The sequence below is a fragment of the Streptomyces flavusporus genome (assembly GCF_046267975.1).
Taxonomy (GTDB): domain Bacteria; phylum Actinomycetota; class Actinomycetes; order Streptomycetales; family Streptomycetaceae; genus Streptomyces; species Streptomyces flavusporus.
In genome coordinates this window covers 8,246,177-8,262,771 of record NZ_CP176503.1, presented here as the reverse complement: position 1 = coordinate 8,262,771, position 16,595 = coordinate 8,246,177, and the positions used below count along the sequence as shown (strand labels likewise).

The following is a 16,595-nucleotide window of genomic DNA, read 5'->3' as shown; positions in this document are numbered from 1 at the left end:
TCCTCTCCGTTGTCGGCCCGTCGGTTCCGCCTCGATCAGGTCCATCGGCCGGACCCGCAGGTGTCGGTGCGCCCGGTGAGCTGCTCCAGCAGCGCTGTGCGCCGCACTTTTCCGGTGCCGGTACGCGGCACCTGCTCCCAGGTGAGGACGACCGGCTTCCGCAGGGGCGGAAGGTCGTGCACGGCGCGCTGCCAGCTGTCCTCGTCCAGTTCCCCGTCCCCGGTGACGACGACGGGCAACGGCGCCTCGCCCGGACTGTTGAGCACGACGCACTCGACGGCCTGCGGCAGCCGGTCTTCGAGCACGTCCTCGGTACGCAGGCAACTCAGCCGCGGTGTGTGGTCCACTTCGCGGTCGAGCAACTCGATGGTTCCGTCGTGGTGGCGCACGGCGATGTCCCCCGTGTTCCACCAGTCTCCGATCCTCTTGGCCAACCATCGGTCCGCCTCGCCCACGTAGCCGAGGGCGCAGGCGGCGGTCCTGGCCAGCACGAGACCTGCCTGTCCCGACGGAAGCGGCTGGAAGGTCTCGGTGTCCACCACCCGCAGCCGTGTCTTGACCGGGACGGGGCGGCCCAGGTTGCGGGTGGAGGAGCCGGGCGATCCCTTGGACAGGGAGCGCCGCGTGTGGAAGCGGAACGTCAGCGGGCCGGTCTCGGTCTGGCCCCATCCCTGCATCCACACCGGACCGCGGTGCCTGCTCGCCCGCAAGTAGGCGCGGATGGTGGGGGGATGCATGGCGTCGTAGGTGCTGACGAACGTGCGGACCTGTCGGAAGGGGTTGTCCAGTCGCTCGGTCAGCGGCTGGAAGCAGACGTACGACGCGGGCAGGGCCTCCATGACGGTCGGGGGATGGGCACGCAGCACCGGATCGGCGAGGTCCGGGTCCTGCCCCGTGATGATCACGATCTTCCGTGGGGCCAGACACATCGCGCTCGCCGTCCAGCAGAACGTCCTGCCGTGCGCGAACGCGCTCGCGTTGACCAGGGTGTCGCTGCGCCGCAGGCCGATCACCGGGTAGCGCACCGTCTCGAACCGCGCCAGCTTCCCGATGATCGTCCGGGTCGAGTGCACGACGAGTTTGGGTACGCCTGTGGTGCCCGAGGTGTGATGGATGACCAGGGGTTCATCGTCGTGCCGCCGCCGGGGGCGGGGAGCGGTGTGTCCCCGTACGTCGTCCAGTGCGACCGCACCAGGCACCGCCGCGTCCAGCACCAGGACGGTGGGGACGACGGAGGCGAGGTCGACGCCTTCGCCACGGCCGCGTTCCAGCACGCCGGCCGTCGTGACGAGCAGCGTGGGTTCCAGGCGTCCGAGCAGCGTCCTGAGCGTCTCTGCGGGAAGGTGCGCGGACAGTTGCGCGGGAACGGCGCCCAGGCGCACGGCCGCGCAGGCCAGCAGGTCGTAGTCCCAGTGGTTGTCCTTGACGATGGCCACGCGGTCGCCGTGACGTGCTCCGGTGGCAGCCAGCCAGCCGGCGGCGTCCCGGACCAGCGCGGCGAGTTGGACGACGCTGTGCTCGGTCCTGCCGCCGCCGAGCCCGGCTTCGTCGGCGTCGGCGTTGGTCGAGATGTCGAAAGGCCGGTCCAGGTGGACGCGGGTTCCGGCGCCGCGGTCCGCGCACGCGTCGAACAGGGTCCCCATGTCGTGCGGTTTCAAGCGGTCCTCCGCCCGTCGCCGGTCCGTACGGTCGTACGCGCAGTGGTGCGTGGGGGGTGCCGCAACCGGCTGAGGACCCGAGAGGCAGCGAGTGCTCCCGCCCGCACGGCGCCCTCACTGGCCGGTCGCAGCATCACCCAGTCGCCGGCGTACTCCACCGACCGGACAGCGCGTGCCATGAACCGCGCACGCCGCCGGAGCGCTTCGGGGGTGGCTTCCGGCAGGCCGTGGACGAAGGAGTGCACGAAGGTCCGCCCGCAGGCCGCTTCCAGTCCGGGGACGTAACGCCGAGCGGCGCGGACGAGCCTGCGCACGACCTCGTCCGCGGGTGCCTTGAGCAGGTCCGGGATGGTCCGCGCCGCGGCCGTGAGACTCAGCAGGCCCTTGCCCGCGGGCGCTCGGCCCGGGTGCTTGACGTGGTCGAAGATGATGCCGGAGAGCACGGGGTCCTCCGCTTCCGGGGTGAGGAGGATGTACATCGGTTCGCGTGACGACGGTGCGAGGGGCCGGTCCAGCAGGCAGCTCACCTTCAGGGTCGGCGTAAAGGTGCACGCCGAGAGATAGGGGAGCTCGTCCTCGGGCGCGTTGGCGTGGAGCCGGACCGCGATCGGGGCGGGCACGCACAGCACCACGGAGCGTGCGGTGACGATGTCGTCGCCGAGAAACAGCCGTGCGTGGTCGCGCTCGCTGACGACCTGGTGGACCCGGTGGCCGGTGACGACGTCGAGTCCCTCGGCGAGGCGCCGTGCCAGCAGGTCCATGCCGTCGCGGTACGTCCGCCAGCTCCCGGCAGGGCCCACGGACAGCAGCATGCTGACCATCGGCGCCGCCGCCGAGCGCGCCGTGTCCCAGCCGAAGAAGCAGCCCGATACCGGCTGGAACAGGTAGTCCTGCAGATCCCGGTGGTAGCGCGCGGTGAACTCCCTGATCGTCACCGCTCCCAGCGGAGTGCGCTCCGGGTGGTCGCAGTCGAACTCCGCGCGGCGCGACGCCGTCCAGGCCAGGAACCGTGCGAGATCGACCCGGGCGCGTGGTGACAACCCGGCACCCCTCAGCACCGCGGAACTGTCCGCCACTCCGGGGCGGGCCCGGCCGTCGCGCCATATTCCGACGGAGCTGCCGATCCGAGGCACGTCGCTCAGCGGTACGCCCAGTCGCCCGAGCAGTTCCCACGTCGCGCGGTAGCCGTGCGGCGAGATCTGTTCGGCGCCCTCGTCGACGGTGTATCCGTCGTGCCGGAAGTTGTGCATCCGGCCGCCGATGTGGTCCCGCTCCTCGAACACCCGGACGTCCAGGCCGGCGCGCCGCAACTCGTGCGCGGTGGTCAGCCCGGCGATCCCGGCCCCGACGACGGCGACATCGAGGTCGGGGCTCACGCGGCCGCTCCCCGTCCGAGGAGCAGATTCGCGGCGATCAGGAGCAGCAGGCTGACGCGGTGCACGGTGAATCCGAGTCTGCGGGCACGCATGATGTCGCCCTGCCGGAAGCCGATGAGGTACTGCCTCGCGCGCAGCACCGTCACGGGCAGCATCAGGGCCGCGAACCACCAGGGGGCGACACCGGTCACCGACACAGCCACGCCCAGGAGGAACTCGGTCACCGACAGGGCACCGATGAAGACGGCGTTGCCCTTAGGCGACACCAGGCACGCGACGGTCAGCCGCCCGACCCTGCGGTCCCCTTCTACGTCGTTGGTGTTGGAGTACACGCCGAACATCAGCGGCCCCAGCCCGAACAACACCCCTTGGAGAAGCACGAAGCCGGATAGCTCCCCCGTCGCCAGGCCGTACGGCGCCACCACCAGCGCCGCGCCCAGCGCGACGAGGAACAGTTCCTGGAAACCGTGATAGCTGATCTTCAGCCCGTAGGAGTACTGGAGGGAGAACACGAACAGGACGGCCACCAGCACCACGGTCCACACCGGCCGGTGCGGTGCGACCGCCACGGCCGCACCCCACAGCAGCGCGCCGACCGCGGCGGCGGACCACGCGAAGCCGAGTGCCTCACCTGGGGTCAGGGTTCCCGCCACCAGTGGTTTGCGCAGCTTGTTCCGCAGCGGGTTGTCCGGGCCGTAGTTGACGGCGTCGCTTCCGTCGCGGAAGCCGGTCACATCGTCCAGGGCGACCATCGCCATGACCACGCAGACCTCGCCGAGCAGGAACAGCGCGAGCATCCAGGCGGTGGCCGGTTCGAACCGTGAGACGGGCAGCAGCACCGCGGACAACGCGATCGCGATGCTTGGGTAGTAGTCGTAGACGTCCAGCTTGCCCAGGCGGGCATAGCTGCGCAGCTTGCTCTCCGGTCGTACGTGGTCGGCCGTACCAGGCCCGACGGCGTGGCCCGTCATCAACTACGCTCCTTCGACTTGGCTCAGGTCACCGAGTGGTCCCCGAGCGCGGGTACACGGCGCGCTCACTTCCCCGCGAACTCGCACACGGCGTCGGCGATGTACTCGACTTGGGCATCGGTCAGATGGGGATACACGGGAAGCGCCAGGGCCTGCGCACTGGCCCGTTCGGCGTTCGGCCACCGGTCCTGCGGCCCGGTGAAAGGGGCGAACGCCGCCTGCCGGGGCAAGGGCAGCGGATAGTACGCGTGGGAGCCGATGGCCCGGTGCAGCAGGTGCTTCTCCAGCTCCTCGCGGCGCTGCGCGAGCACCGCGTAGACGTAGTAGCACCTGCCGTTTAGGCCCGGTGGCGGCGGCACGACGCCCCGCGTGGACAGGGCGGCGAAGCGCTCGGTGTAGTACGCGGCGATGGCCGCTCGTCGTTCCAGCCGCTGGGGAAAGCCGGCCAGGCGGCGGCTTTGGAACGCGGCCTGGATCTCGTCGAACCTGCTGTTGTGGCCCACGACGTGGTGGACGAACCGCCGGATGCCGTCCTGCCCGTGATTGCGCAGCATCCGCACCCTTCGGCCGATCTCGGCGTCCCGGGTCACGACCGCCCCGCCCTCCCCCGGCATGCCGAAGGACTTCACCTGGACGAACGAGAAGACTCCGGCCTCACCCCACAGGCCCGCCGGGACGCCGTCGAGCGTCGCGCCCTGCGCGACCGCCGAATCCTCCACCAGCCGGACACCCCACCGCCGTGCGATCGCGGCGAAGCGCGGCATGTCCGCCATGACCGAGAACATGTGCGCGGGCATGATCGCCTTGGTGCGTGCGGTGATCCGCCGCTCCATCTCGTCGGGATCGGCGACCATTGTGCGCGGATGGATGTCCGCGAACACGGGCGTGGCTCCCCTGAGGACCACGGACGCGGCCAGCGGGGCGCAGCCGAAGGCCGGCACCACCACCTCGTCTCCCGGCCCCACGCCCATCGCGGTCAACACGAGGCCGAGCGCGGAGGTGCCGCTGCCGCAGGCGACCACGTCGGCGGCACCGAGGGATTCCCGGAGCAGGTCCTCGAACCTGCGCGTGTGCTCGCCCAGGATGAAGCGCTGTCCGGGCGCCGTACCGATCTCGCGCAGGAGACCGAGCATGGTGTCCCGGTCGTCGTCGAACAGGTCCGGCGGGAAGAAGGGGATCCGCGGGCCATGCCCGTTCCGCGCGCTCGGTGGCACCGACGCTTCGCTCGTCACATCGCCCTCCCGGTGTAGAACTCGCGCACCGACTCGCAGACGCGGTCGATCTGGGCGATGGTCAGGTCCGGATAGAGGGGAAGCGCCACCGCGCGTTCACTCGCCGCCTCGGCGTGTGGGAAGTCCCCACGGGAATGGCCGAGTTCCGCCAAGCAGGGCTGCAGATGAAGCGGGGTGGGGTAGTACACCTCGGTGCCGACACCACGCCTCGCCAGGTGCCCGACGAGTTCGTCCCGGCGTTCCGCTTCCACCAGGTACACGTAGAACACGCCCGAGGCGTCCGGTCCTCGGTCGGCCACTCCAGGCAGGCGTGTGATTCCGGGAACGTCCCGGAGCCGTTCCGTGTAAGCCTCGCTCAGCTCCGCGCGCCGCTGAATGTCCTCGTCCAGGCGGGTCAGTTTGGCCAGGAGGACGGCGGCCTGGATGTCGTCCATCTTGCTGTTGACGCCGGGCATTCTCGTCTCGGAGGAGATCCCGGGGAAGTTGTCGATCGTGGGGGCGAACCGGCCGTGGTGGCGCAGGCCCGCGACCCGTTCCGCCACCTCGGGGTCGTTGGTGAGCACGGCGCCCGCGTCACCGAGGGCACCGAGAGTCTTGCTGGGGAAGAACGACAGGACACCGCCCCGCCCGTGCAGACCCGCGTGAATCCCCCGCTGCCGCATACCGATCGCTTCCGCGCTGTCCTCCACCAGCGTCAGCCCATGGCGTCCGGCGACATCGGCCAGCGCCCCCATGTCCGCCATCTGGCAGAACAGGTGAGCGGGCATGACGAGCCGACTCGCCGACGTGACGGCCGACTCCAGCGACTTTGGATCCATGGCGTAGGTCTCAGGATCGATGTCGACGAACTCCGGCCGCCCCCCGCCAGCACCACGGACGTCGCGGTGGCCACGAACGAATAGGCGGGTACGAGCACTCCCTCACCGGGACCGAGCCCACACGCCCGTAACAGCAGGACCAACGCGTCCGTTCCGCTGTTCACACCGACCACGTGGCGGGCACCGGTGTACGTGACGAGCGCCTGCTCCAGTTCCGCGACCTGGCGGCCGTGCGAGAACTTCCCGTTGTCGAAGACCTCCCCCACGAGTGACTCGATGAGCGGCCACAGCTGATCGAAGGTGGCCGCCTGGGAGAAGAAGGGGACCTCCTCAGACGTCACGTCCGAACGGGCCCCGTCGCCACGGGACATCTCACTGAAGCCTCCGCCGAGAGACATGCCAACCCCACCCCCGGAACACATCGGCAGATCACGTGCGGCGGCACAACTACCCATCAAGCAAAGGGCATTACCGAAAGAGCAGCCTTATTCACACCTTGGGGTACAAAGATCCTGCATACCTTGACTCGTTCCCGTCGGCACGCGACCGTCGCTTGCCGGTGGAGCCGCGTCGAAGCCGGTCGGTTCCCGCCGCTCCCGCCGCGCGCAAGGCGTCCGCCCCCATGCCCTCACCTGACGGAGGACGATGCTGCAACCCCTCATCGTCGGACTCGGCCGATCCGGAGCCGGTCTGCATCTCAAGGTCCTCAACCGGATGGCCTCCTCGCCGGACGGTCCCCTGTTCGCCCGCCCTCCGATCGCCTGCGACCCACGCCCGGAGGCAGGCCGTGACCTGCACGGCGTGACGGTCACGGGCTCGATCGCGGACGCCTCCCGGCTCGTCTCACCCCCGTCCGCCGTCGTCCACGTCTGCACACCGCCGACTTCGCGGGTGCCCGTGCTCACCGAGCTCGCCGAACGCGGCTTCGTGAAGCTGCTGGTGGAAAAACCGCTGGCCACCGACCGCACAGAACTCGACCGCATCATCCGGCTGTGCTGTCGGCACGACCTCGAGCTCGTGGTCGTCTCCCACTGGCTGCACGCGAACCTCACGCACCGACTGCGGCAGCTGGTGCGGGAGCGCACACTCGGCCGCCTGCTCTCGGTCACCGTCGCCCAGGACAAACCGCGGTTCCTGCGGTCGCTGACCACACAGGGGCACCCGACCGCATTCGACGTGGAAGTCCCGCACGCCCTCGGTGTCGTCCTCGATCTGGCCGGTCCGGCCCGGCTCCTCGACGCGCAGTGGACGGACATGCGCTGCGGTGACACCGTCCGGCCCCGCATGGCAGGTGCGCGGCTCACCCTGGACCACGGCTCCGGCGTACGCAGCGATATCACCTCCGACCTCACGGCACCCGTTCAGCGACGCAGCATCACGCTCACGTTCCGGCACGGCCGCGCGATCGGCCACTACCCGCTGAGTGAGAACGACGACCACGCACAGCTGATGATCCTCGGCGACGGGCACAGTCGGCACACCGTGCGCGCCCACCACGTTTTTCGCGACGACGCGCTGACCACCTTCATGCGCCGGACGTACCAGCGCTTCGCCGAGGGCGAACGGGCCGACCCTTCCCCGCACCTCGATGTCGTCCGGCTGCTGTGCACGGCCAAGGACCACTGCCGTGCCGAGGACCGGCGCCGCACGCAGGACCGACCGCGAACGGAGAGCGCCCGTGCCCACTGAGCATGCCCCGCCCTGCCACCGGCTCACCGGAATCGGCGACGAGGCGGCCGCAGACCTCGAAGGACAGATCGCCGCCGTCCAGGCACTGGGCTGGTCCGCACTGGAACTGCGCACGGTGAACGGCACGGCGATGGCAGACCTCGGCCCGGCAGCCTTCCGCGGGCTCGTCGACCGGCTGCGGGACGCTCGCGTCGACGTGGTGTGCCTGGCCTCCCGCATCGGGAACTGGGCCCGGCCCGTCACCGGGTCGTTCGACGACGACCTCGCCGAGCTGGAAACACTCGCGCAGCAGTGCGCCGTACTGCGCTGCCGTCACGTCCGGATCATGTCGTACCCCAACGACGGGCTGGCGGAGGCCGAGTGGGCACGGCGCGTCCTGGACCGGATGTCCCGGCTCGCGCGCGTCGCCGAACAGGCGGGCATCACACTCGTCCACGAGAACTGCGCAGGCTGGGCTGCGGACCGCGCCGACCGGATGCTGCGTCTGGTCGAGGACACCGGCAGCCCCGCGCTGCGGCTGCTCTTCGACACGGGCAACGGCGTCCCCCACGGCTACGACGCCTATGAGCTGCTGGAGAAGGTGCTGCCCTACGTAGCCCACGTGCACGTCAAGGACGCCGTCCGTACGGGAGACGAGACGGTGTACACCCTGCCCGGTGAGGGCCGGGCACGGGTCGCCGCATGCCTGCGGCTGCTCCGGGAGTCGGGGTACTCGGGATGGCTGTCCCTCGAGCCCCACCTCGCCGTCCGTCCCCACAAAGGTCTGCGGTCGCACGGCGACGCGCCGGCGCTCTTCGTCCGCGCGGGACAGCGGCTCCGTCTGCTGCTGGACGCGCCGGCCGCGCCGGTACCGGCCGGCGATCGGGGAAGCGGCGCCGGGCGATGAGCGCGGGAACAACGCGAGAACCCGCTCTGCGGACGGGCCCGCCGACGAAACGTGACGTTCTGCTCGGACCCGGCGACCACGAGCTGCTCCTGCGGCTACTGCGGACACCGACCGTAGGGCCGCTGGAGGCTGGCAGCGGGGACGGGCCGACCCGGCTGTGGCAGGCACAGCGTGCCTACGCACTCGCCGCCGACACGCTCGGCATGCGGGTCGTGCATCACGCCTGCCCGCCCTCCGCGTCGGTGCGGCGCGACGACGTGCCCTCCGTCGTCCGGCACGCCGCCGAGGACCCCAGCTTCCTCGCGCAACAGCCCAGCCTGGTGCTGCGCCTGGGGCCGGAACTGCCGCCCGAGTCGACTGTGATGTTCAACGTGCACCTCGACACGGTCAGCGGCCTCGAACCCGTCACGTTCGACGGTTCCCGCTTCACCGGACGCGGCGCCGTCGACGCCAAGGGTCCGGCGGTGGCCCTGCTGGCCGGTGTGCGCGCGGCGGCCTGCCGGAACGCCTCCATCGGGCGGGACGTGGCGGTCCTCGTCCAGGCAGTCTCCGGCGAGGAGGGCGGCGCGATGGGCACCTACGGAACACGGCCCCTGGTCGAAGCGGGATTCACCGGGCGCCTCAACGTGTTCTGCGAGCCCACCGGTCTGCGCCATCTCCCCCGGTCCACGGCGTCCATGACGGCATGCCTCACCGTCGACGGCGAGGACGCGATCGACGACCGCCCGGACGCGGGACACAACGCCACGGTCCTGCTCGGATTCCTCGCCCAGCACCTGGCACGGGCGCTCGACTCGCCGGCGCCGGGCGGCAGGGTCTGTGTCGCCGGGCTGCACACCGGCGACCTGCACAACCGCGTCTACGGCCGCGGACGGCTGCTGCTCAACCTCTCCTACGGGTCCGCGGCGGAAGGCGCGTCGTTCGAGACGGCGGTGGCCGAAGCCGTCGCATCCGGCGTCCGGGAGTTCGGCGAACGCTTCGCATCCTGCCGGGAGTTCGGTCGTACGGCACGGGACGCCGCCGCGATCACCCGCCTGGAGTGGATCAAACGCGGGCTGCCCTGCCTGGACAACGCCGACCCGTGGTGCGAAGCGGTCCTGGAGACCGCGGGAGTAGCCCGATGGCCGGACCACGAACCCGCCTTCACCTGCGACGCCATCTGGATGGACGGGGTCCCCGGAGCCTTCACCACGGTGCTCGGCCCGGGCCTGCTCGACTCCAACAACGCCCATGCGCGGGGTGAGTTCATCAACCTCGCCGACCTGGACGCCTTCGCCTCGACGGTGTCCGGACTACTCATCGCCTTCGCCGAACAGAGGAGCCCCGCTTGACGGTCACACGACACGACATCCGACAGGACAGCGGGCAACGCCGGACCGTGCTGGTCGCCCACAACGACCTGCTCCGCGCCACGGCCGAAATGTTCGTCACCCGTGGAGTCCCGGCCGCCCGCGCCACCGCCGCCGCCACGGCCCTGTGCTACGGCGATCTCGCCGGCCTCGACTCCCACGGCGTGTTCAACCTGAGCCGCCTGTATCTCCCGCTCTTCGAATCCGGCCGCACCGATCCCACCGCGGAACCCGACATCCTCACCGACCTCGGGGCATGTACGGTCGTCGACGCCCGGCGCGCCCTCGGCCTGTGGGCGGCCTCCGAGGCGATGGACCTGGCCGTGACCCGTGCCCGCAGCCACGGAATCGGCCTGGTGTCGGTCCGCAACGCCACCCACTTCGGCTGCGCGGGGTTCCACGCGGCCCGCGCGGCGGACCAGGGCATGATCGGTGTGGTCGCCAGCAACTGCGGGGGCCAGCGCATCGCCCGGCCACCACGCGGGACGCTCGCCATGCTGGGCACGAACCCGCTCAGCGTCGCCGCGCCCGCGCTGGATGGTCATCCATTCGTCCTCGACATGAGCACGACTGTCGTACCGACCGGCAGGATCCGCATCGCAGCCCGTCGTGGCGAGGCCATCCCCGGAGGATGGCTCGAAGACCCCGCTTCCGGAGACCCGGTCACCGACCCCACCGCGTTCGACCGTGGTGAAGCCTGTCTGCGGTGGCTCGGCGGCGACCCGCACACCGGCGCCTACAAGGGATTCGGCCTGGGACTGGCCGTCGAACTGCTCGCCGCCGTCCTGCCGGGAGCAGCCGTCGGACCGGACCCTTCCGCGCTGGACGGCGACGGCCGTCCGCACGGCCGCGACGACGACATCGGCTTCTTCGTCCTCGCCATCGCACCGGCAAGACTGCGCGGGGAGGAGGACTTCCAGGCCGCGGCGCGCTCGGTCTTCACCACGCTCGTGGACTGCCCTCCGGTCGACGGGAGCAACCCCGTGCGCTACCCCGGCTGGTGGGAGGCCGAGCGCGCGCTGACACGCCAGCGCGACGGGATCCCGCTCCCGGCCTCCCTCCACGAGGAGCTCACCGGACTGGGACTCGTCCTCCCTGTGAACGGAGCGCTCTGATGCCGCCCCGCAACAATGTGCCGCCGACCCGCCGCGTCGGACTCGTCGGGCTCGGCGCCATCTCGACGTACTACCTGGCCGCGATCGACCGACTCCCCCGCTGGGACCTCGTGGCCGTGTGCGACGTACGGCCAACGGCACTGGCCCCGTACCGCGGACGACTGCGCTGCTACGACGACCATCGCTCGATGCTGGCGGAAGGGGACCTCGACGCCGTCGTCGTCACCGTGCCGAACGACGTCCACGCCGAGGTCTGCCGGAACGCCCTGCTCGCCCGCTTTCCGGTCTGCGTCGAGAAGCCGCTCGCCCTCTCCGCCGCCGAGGCACGCGAACTCGGCGCACTCGCCGGCGACCGGGGAATCGCGCTGCTGACCGCGTTCCACCGCCGTTACAACGACAACGTCCTCGCCCTGCGACGACGTCTGCCCCCGGAGGCCCCTGTCGCGTCGATGAGGGTCCGCTACCTCGAACGCATCGAGGAGCACATCGGATCGGACGCCTGGTACCTCGATCCCCGGCGCTGCGGAGGCGGATGTGTGGCCGACAACGGTCCGAACGCCTTCGATCTCGTACGGCTGTTCCTGGGGGACGTCGAGGTCACCGACGCGGTGATCCACCGCGACAGCCGGGGAACCGACCGGCAGGCCGTCATCGACCTGCGGGCCGCAGCAGGGGGCGGGGCCCGGGTCGAACTCGACTGGTCGCACCCCGGTGAGACCAAGGACGTCGAGGTGCGGCTGGAGGACGGCACGGTGCTGCACACGGACATGCTGACCGGCCACCGGGGATTCAAATCGTCACTGTGGCATGAGTACGTCGGCATCCTCGACGATTTCGACGCCGCCCTGCGGGACGGCCTGAGCGCCGACGACGGCCTGGCCGCAGTGGAGTTGGTGGAGGCCGGTTACCGCGCGGAACGCAACGCGGCGACAGCGGAGAGGACATCGTGACCGAGAACGCCGAGAACGGCGCCAAACGAGCCGTGACAGGACTCCTCGTCAAGACGCTCCTGCACCGGCGGACCGACCGCGGCATGGCCCTCGAACCCTACGCGAGCCGCTGCGTGCGGCGTGGCGAGCTGCACGAGCTGGTCACCACCGACCACCGCGAGACAGCGCCGGGATCCCAGATCGACCGCGTGGGGTTCCTCGGCTTCGCGGAGCTGACCTGTGGAGGAGTGATCGACCGCGGTGACGGGTTCTGGATCGGTGACACCCGCATCGGCACGGTGCTGGGATTCGACGCGTGCCACTTTCCCAACCACTACAACATCCTGATCAGCACGGACCGGCTCATCACCGGAGGCGACCTGGGCCTGCGGCCGGAGACTCCGGTCGGCTTCACCCCGGCGCCGGTCGCGGCCCCCTGACACGCCGCGGCCGGTGGTCCCGCTTTCGCGGAGACCACCGGCCGCGGCGCGCTACAGCACCGGCCGGGCGGTTCAGCCCAGCAGCTCAACCTCCAGGCGACCGAAGTGGTAGTCCCGTACCGCGGCGAGCAGTTCCTCGAGCGACAGCTCGCCGTCGCCGTCCGTGTCCACCCGGGCGAACGCGTCCCGGGCCTCCTCGCCGTTCACGCCGATCCCGGACAGCCACGCCCGGAACTCCTCGGCGTTGATCCGCCCGTCGGCGTTCTTGTCGCAGATCCCGATGATGGCCTTCACCACGGGGCCGAGCACGCGATTGAACTGCGCCTCGCCCTCCTTGAAGATCAGGTTGCCCGTGACGCGCAGGAAGTCGCCCTGGGAGAGCGCCCCGTCGGCGGGAACGCCGCTCTCCCGCGCCAGGTAGTCGAACAGGCCGTCGAAGGCGTCCCTCAGCGCCTGGACCTCGCGAGAGTCGGGTGCTTTGCCGAAGGCGTGGGCGATCTTGGCGGCTTCCTCCGTGAAGTCGGCCCGCTCCAGCTGTCCGTTGGCGTCCGCGTCCCACTTGTCGAAGCGCTTCTTGAGTCGCTCGTTCGCGAGGGCAGTGATCATCTATCTGCACTCCTTCCTTTTCGGGTTCGCCGGCAGACAACGACGCCGAATTCCGGTTCCGACGCCGTCTCGCGTGGACTCCACAGAAGTACGCACGCAAGCTTGCGGCCTGAATCTTTTCTCAGGCTTTTTTAGGAGCTGCTTCAGAGCAGGGTCACTTGTCTCCCCATGGCCTTTCCGCGAGTGTCCAGCAAGGCGCATTTCGCTCGAGCCAGCACGGCCATGTCATAAGCGGAATGGTCCTGCAAGAGAATCGCCAGGTCCGCAGCGGCCAGGGCATCGGTCAGGCATTCCATCCGCTCCACGACGGCACCATCCACTGTGAAGCGCGGTACCTGCGGGTCGTGGTAAACGGTCCGGTGTCCCTCGGTGAGGAGTCGCCGCGCCAGCGGAATGGCCGGCGACTCCCTGGTGTCGGCCACGTCCGGCTTGTACGCGACCCCGAGCAGCAGCACGGTCGCCCCGCCCTGCGGCTTTCCGAGTTCTTCGAGCAGAGCGGTCGCCCGGTCGGCCACATGGTGCGGCATCCACTCATTGACCATCCGGGCAGCGGCGACCATCCGCAGCGAGACCCCCTCGGCCTCCGCCTTGCTCGCCAGGTAACACGGGTCGACGGGGATGCAGTGCCCGCCCACCCCGGCGCCCGGGCTGAACGATGTGAACCCGAACGGCTTGGTCGAGGCGCAGTGCAGCACGTCCCACACATCGATACCGGTCCTGTCGCAAAACAGTGCGACCTCGTTGACGAGCGCGATGTTCACGAACCGGTAGGTGTTCTCCAGCAGCTTGGCCATCTCAGCCTCGCGCGTGCCTTTCGACACCACCAGCGTGTCCACCAGCCGGCTGTAGAAGGCGATGGCATGTTTGACGCACAGCGGGGTGCAGCCGCTCACCACTTTCGGAGTGTTGTGGATCCCGAAGACCGCGTTTCCCGGGTCGATCCGTTCGGGCGAGTAGGCGAGGTGGAACCCCTCGCCGACCCGAAGGCCACTGACCTGTTCGACAATCGGCCGCACGACCTCCTCGGTGGTACCCGGGTAGCTCGTGGACTCCAGCACGACGAGGGTTCCCGGCCGCAGGTGCGAGGCCACGCTGCGAGAGGCCGCCCGGACTGCGGCGAGATCGGGTTCCCGGCCCGCCGAAAGGCCGGTCGGCACACAGATCACCACCGTGCCGACGCGACTGATCACCGAAGGGTCGGACGTGGCACGGAATCCCACCGCCAGCATGTCGGAGATGTCCTCGTCACTGACATCGTCGACATGCGAGCGCTTCCCGGCGATCCCCTCCACCACCGACGCGGAGACGTCGTAGCCGACGACCGACAGACCCGCCGCGCACGCTCTTCTGGCGAGCGGCAGCCCGACGTACCCCAGGCCCACGACGACGAGATCAACGCCTTCACCGGTCTGCGGCAGGCCCATCAGATGGAGAAACTTCCGCTGCCCGCAGCCACATGCGAGCCATATCCGGGTTCCACGGTGAGGCCGGGGTCGAGGCACAACGGATCCGCGTGAATCCGGAGAGGCAGGTCTGTCCGGTTGGTGAGCACGTGGGCCGCGGCCGGCAACTTGTAGCATCCTTCGGCGGGATTCGTGTAAACCGTCAATGGAGCGGTTTCGACCTCGAAGACGACGACTTCACCAGTGGCCGCGTTCGCGGGAGCCGCCGTTACACCCAGGGCCAGAACAGCCGCTGCAAGTGCGGTGAGTGTGGAGCAGATCCGGCGCATTCGTTTCCCTCCCCTGGAAAATGCTGTCCGCTCTCAGCCTCTCCACCTGGCAATGCACTCAATGCTCGCGCCGCCCCATTACACCCGAACCGGTGGCACGACGCCGATAATCACATGTACGCGATTGCCGTCTTGGGGTTTCTGCGCTTCTCGGTAACTCCCGATACGAACCTCTGTATCGCTTTCGGTGGCCTGAAACCGGCGGCTGATTCCCACCCTTGTTTCTCAGAGATCTTTTCTCGTGTGTTTCGTCCCTGAATTGAGGTTTCCCGTGAGGCGGGATCACGCCAGGAGGCGGTGGCCCCACCGGTGAGGCGGCAGGGGCCATGTTTGTAAGCACTTGAGCTGGCCCCACGGTACGGACGAGTTTTGGCCCCACCCTCGAACTGGTGGCCGACGACTCACCCTCGCCCCTGACGGCCTCTTCTCGCTGGCTGCGCCTGTGCACCGGCCCTCCACCGGCCCGGCAGTCGAACTGCTGCCGGGGCCAAAAGAACCTGGTACGGCGGGGCCAGATCTCGTGCTTACAGACAGGTCGGGGTGCTCGGCGAGCCAGGCACGGACCTTGCGGGAGCGGTGCGCGGAGCGGCCGTCCAGGACGAGGTGGACCTTGCGGTCGAAGTGGCCCGCGAGCCGGTCCAGGAAGCGGCACATCACGTCGGCGTCGAAGGTCTCGGTGAAGACCATGAAGTGCATCCGGCCCTTCGTGCTGATCGCGGACATCGCGTTGACCGAGAACCGGTTGCCCATGCGGCGCACGACCGGCGTGCACCCCCTGGCGCCCCAGGTGCGGCCGGTGACCTGGTCGGAGCGGATGCCCGGCCTGGTCGGCGAAGAGCACCTCACCACCCTCAGCCTTCGCGTGGATCGCCGCCAGGTCTCCTCCCGCCAGACACGGACCGCTTCCGCGTCCTGCTCGACGGCCCGCTTGTCCGGACGCTGGAAGGACAGGCCCCAGCGGCGCAGGTACGTGCCCACCCCCTGCCCGGTCAGCCGCACCCGGTACAGCTTCGCGATCAGATCCCCCACCCCGGCCCGCGTCCACAACTGCCCGGCCAACCCCAGGTCACACGGGCGGTGATCCAGAACGGCCTGCCGGACCGCCTGCTGCTCGACCTCGCCAAGAAGCTGGTGTTCACCGACCCGACGCCCACGCGGCCGGGCCACCAGTGCCTCACGACCGCCTGCCAGCCACTTCGCCCACCAGTTGTCCACGGCCTTGAGCGAGACCTTGAACAGCGCCGCGACATCCTCACGGTCCCGGCCCGCCACCAGCGCGGCCACCGCCCGCAGCCGAAGAGCCTCCTGCGCCGACGGCGGCAACTGCCGCGCGTCCCCCACCAGTTCACTCACGCAGAGACCAACGACCCAGAACACCTACCGTTTCAGATCAATAAGCGATTGCTCGAGTGCGAGCTGGACACGTAGAGGACACGATTGGTTCCCTTGCTGCTGGCTTTCTCCACCGCCAGGCTCGACGGGGTATGGAACAGTGCCTTTGAGGAGCCTGGCCACGGTGATACGTCCCGCCTTCGTGACGGTGGCGATGTGATTTCGGGCGTTAACGGCAGCATAGAGAGATCCATCACTCCCGAGGGTAATTCCATCGATACCCTTGAGGTCCGGCCCTGAGGCGAAGATGGCGGCGGCCCTTGGCCGGCCGAAAGCGTCCAGGGAAATCCGTACGACGCCTGTGGTATCGAAATTCCCCAAGTGCATGGCTTTGTTGGCCTTGTCCAAGGCGATGCTGTCAGCGCCGAGCGACCGTCCTTTGGTCCCGGGTGCGCGGGGTCG

At 69.5% G+C, this 16,595-nt stretch carries 14 protein-coding genes and 1 pseudogene; 6 read left to right on the top strand and 9 right to left on the bottom strand.

Annotated elements, in window-relative coordinates; genetic code table 11:
• Positions 1-35: 35 nt before the first annotated feature.
• The 5 genes and pseudogenes from ACKTSN_RS38920 to ACKTSN_RS38900 all read right to left on the bottom strand — a co-directional run bounded on the left by ACKTSN_RS38920 (position 36) and on the right by ACKTSN_RS38900 (position 6,426).
• Positions 36-1,643 (bottom strand): class I adenylate-forming enzyme family protein, encoded by a 1,608-nt coding sequence (locus ACKTSN_RS38920; RefSeq protein WP_409475026.1) that lies wholly within the window; start codon positions 1,641-1,643, stop codon positions 36-38.
• 11 nt (positions 1,644-1,654) lie between these two features.
• A complete protein-coding gene (locus tag ACKTSN_RS38915; RefSeq protein ID WP_409473363.1) occupies positions 1,655-3,034 on the bottom strand; it encodes a protoporphyrinogen/coproporphyrinogen oxidase in 1,380 nt (459 codons plus the stop codon).
• Positions 3,031-4,005: a UbiA family prenyltransferase gene (locus ACKTSN_RS38910; RefSeq protein WP_409473362.1), complete on the bottom strand. Its 975-nt coding sequence runs from the start codon at positions 4,003-4,005 to the stop codon at positions 3,031-3,033. The genes ACKTSN_RS38915 and ACKTSN_RS38910 overlap by 4 nt, the downstream gene beginning before the upstream one ends.
• Before the next feature lie 65 nt (positions 4,006-4,070).
• The gene (locus ACKTSN_RS38905; protein ID WP_409475025.1) at positions 4,071-5,138 is read right to left on the bottom strand and encodes a DegT/DnrJ/EryC1/StrS family aminotransferase; all 1,068 of its coding nucleotides are present in this window, start codon (positions 5,136-5,138) and stop codon (positions 4,071-4,073) included.
• 95 nt (positions 5,139-5,233) lie between these two features.
• Positions 5,234-6,426: pseudogene (locus ACKTSN_RS38900) on the bottom strand (DegT/DnrJ/EryC1/StrS family aminotransferase).
• A gap of 274 nt (positions 6,427-6,700) precedes the next feature.
• Between ACKTSN_RS38900 and ACKTSN_RS38895 the strand changes: the two are divergent.
• From ACKTSN_RS38895 to ACKTSN_RS38870, 6 genes are read left to right on the top strand one after another with little or no spacing between them, the layout of a single operon-like run.
• Positions 6,701-7,744 (top strand): Gfo/Idh/MocA family protein, encoded by a 1,044-nt coding sequence (locus ACKTSN_RS38895; RefSeq protein ID WP_409473361.1) that lies wholly within the window; start codon positions 6,701-6,703, stop codon positions 7,742-7,744.
• Positions 7,734-8,630, top strand: a complete 897-nt coding sequence (locus ACKTSN_RS38890) for a sugar phosphate isomerase/epimerase family protein (protein ID WP_409473360.1) — start codon at positions 7,734-7,736, stop codon at positions 8,628-8,630. Before ACKTSN_RS38895 ends, ACKTSN_RS38890 begins: the two co-directional genes overlap by 11 nt.
• Positions 8,627-9,961: a M20/M25/M40 family metallo-hydrolase gene (locus ACKTSN_RS38885; protein ID WP_409473359.1), complete on the top strand. Its 1,335-nt coding sequence runs from the start codon at positions 8,627-8,629 to the stop codon at positions 9,959-9,961. The genes ACKTSN_RS38890 and ACKTSN_RS38885 overlap by 4 nt, the downstream gene beginning before the upstream one ends.
• Positions 9,958-11,094 carry an Ldh family oxidoreductase gene (locus ACKTSN_RS38880; RefSeq protein ID WP_409473358.1) on the top strand — a complete coding sequence of 379 codons (1,137 nt, stop codon included), beginning with the start codon at positions 9,958-9,960 and terminating at the stop codon, positions 11,092-11,094. The genes ACKTSN_RS38885 and ACKTSN_RS38880 overlap by 4 nt, the downstream gene beginning before the upstream one ends.
• Positions 11,094-12,044, top strand: a complete 951-nt coding sequence (locus ACKTSN_RS38875; protein ID WP_409473357.1) for a Gfo/Idh/MocA family protein — start codon at positions 11,094-11,096, stop codon at positions 12,042-12,044. Before ACKTSN_RS38880 ends, ACKTSN_RS38875 begins: the two co-directional genes overlap by 1 nt.
• The gene (locus ACKTSN_RS38870; RefSeq protein WP_409473356.1) at positions 12,041-12,463 is read left to right on the top strand and encodes a DUF6917 domain-containing protein; all 423 of its coding nucleotides are present in this window, start codon (positions 12,041-12,043) and stop codon (positions 12,461-12,463) included. Before ACKTSN_RS38875 ends, ACKTSN_RS38870 begins: the two co-directional genes overlap by 4 nt.
• A gap of 72 nt (positions 12,464-12,535) precedes the next feature.
• Here the strand turns inward: ACKTSN_RS38870 and ACKTSN_RS38865 are convergent, their stop codons facing one another.
• The 4 genes from ACKTSN_RS38865 to ACKTSN_RS38850 all read right to left on the bottom strand — a co-directional run bounded on the left by ACKTSN_RS38865 (position 12,536) and on the right by ACKTSN_RS38850 (position 16,154).
• A complete protein-coding gene (locus ACKTSN_RS38865) occupies positions 12,536-13,069 on the bottom strand; it encodes an EF-hand domain-containing protein (RefSeq protein WP_409473355.1) in 534 nt (177 codons plus the stop codon).
• Positions 13,070-13,212: 143 nt separating this feature from the next.
• Positions 13,213-14,493, bottom strand: a complete 1,281-nt coding sequence (locus tag ACKTSN_RS38860) for a nucleotide sugar dehydrogenase (RefSeq protein ID WP_409473354.1) — start codon at positions 14,491-14,493, stop codon at positions 13,213-13,215.
• Positions 14,493-14,801, bottom strand: a complete 309-nt coding sequence (locus ACKTSN_RS38855) for a hypothetical protein (protein WP_409473353.1) — start codon at positions 14,799-14,801, stop codon at positions 14,493-14,495. Before ACKTSN_RS38855 ends, ACKTSN_RS38860 begins: the two co-directional genes overlap by 1 nt.
• A 282-nt stretch (positions 14,802-15,083) precedes the next feature.
• Entirely contained in the window at positions 15,084-16,154 is a 1,071-nt protein-coding gene (locus ACKTSN_RS38850) for an IS630 family transposase (protein ID WP_409473352.1), read from the bottom strand.
• Positions 16,155-16,595 lie beyond the last annotated feature (441 nt).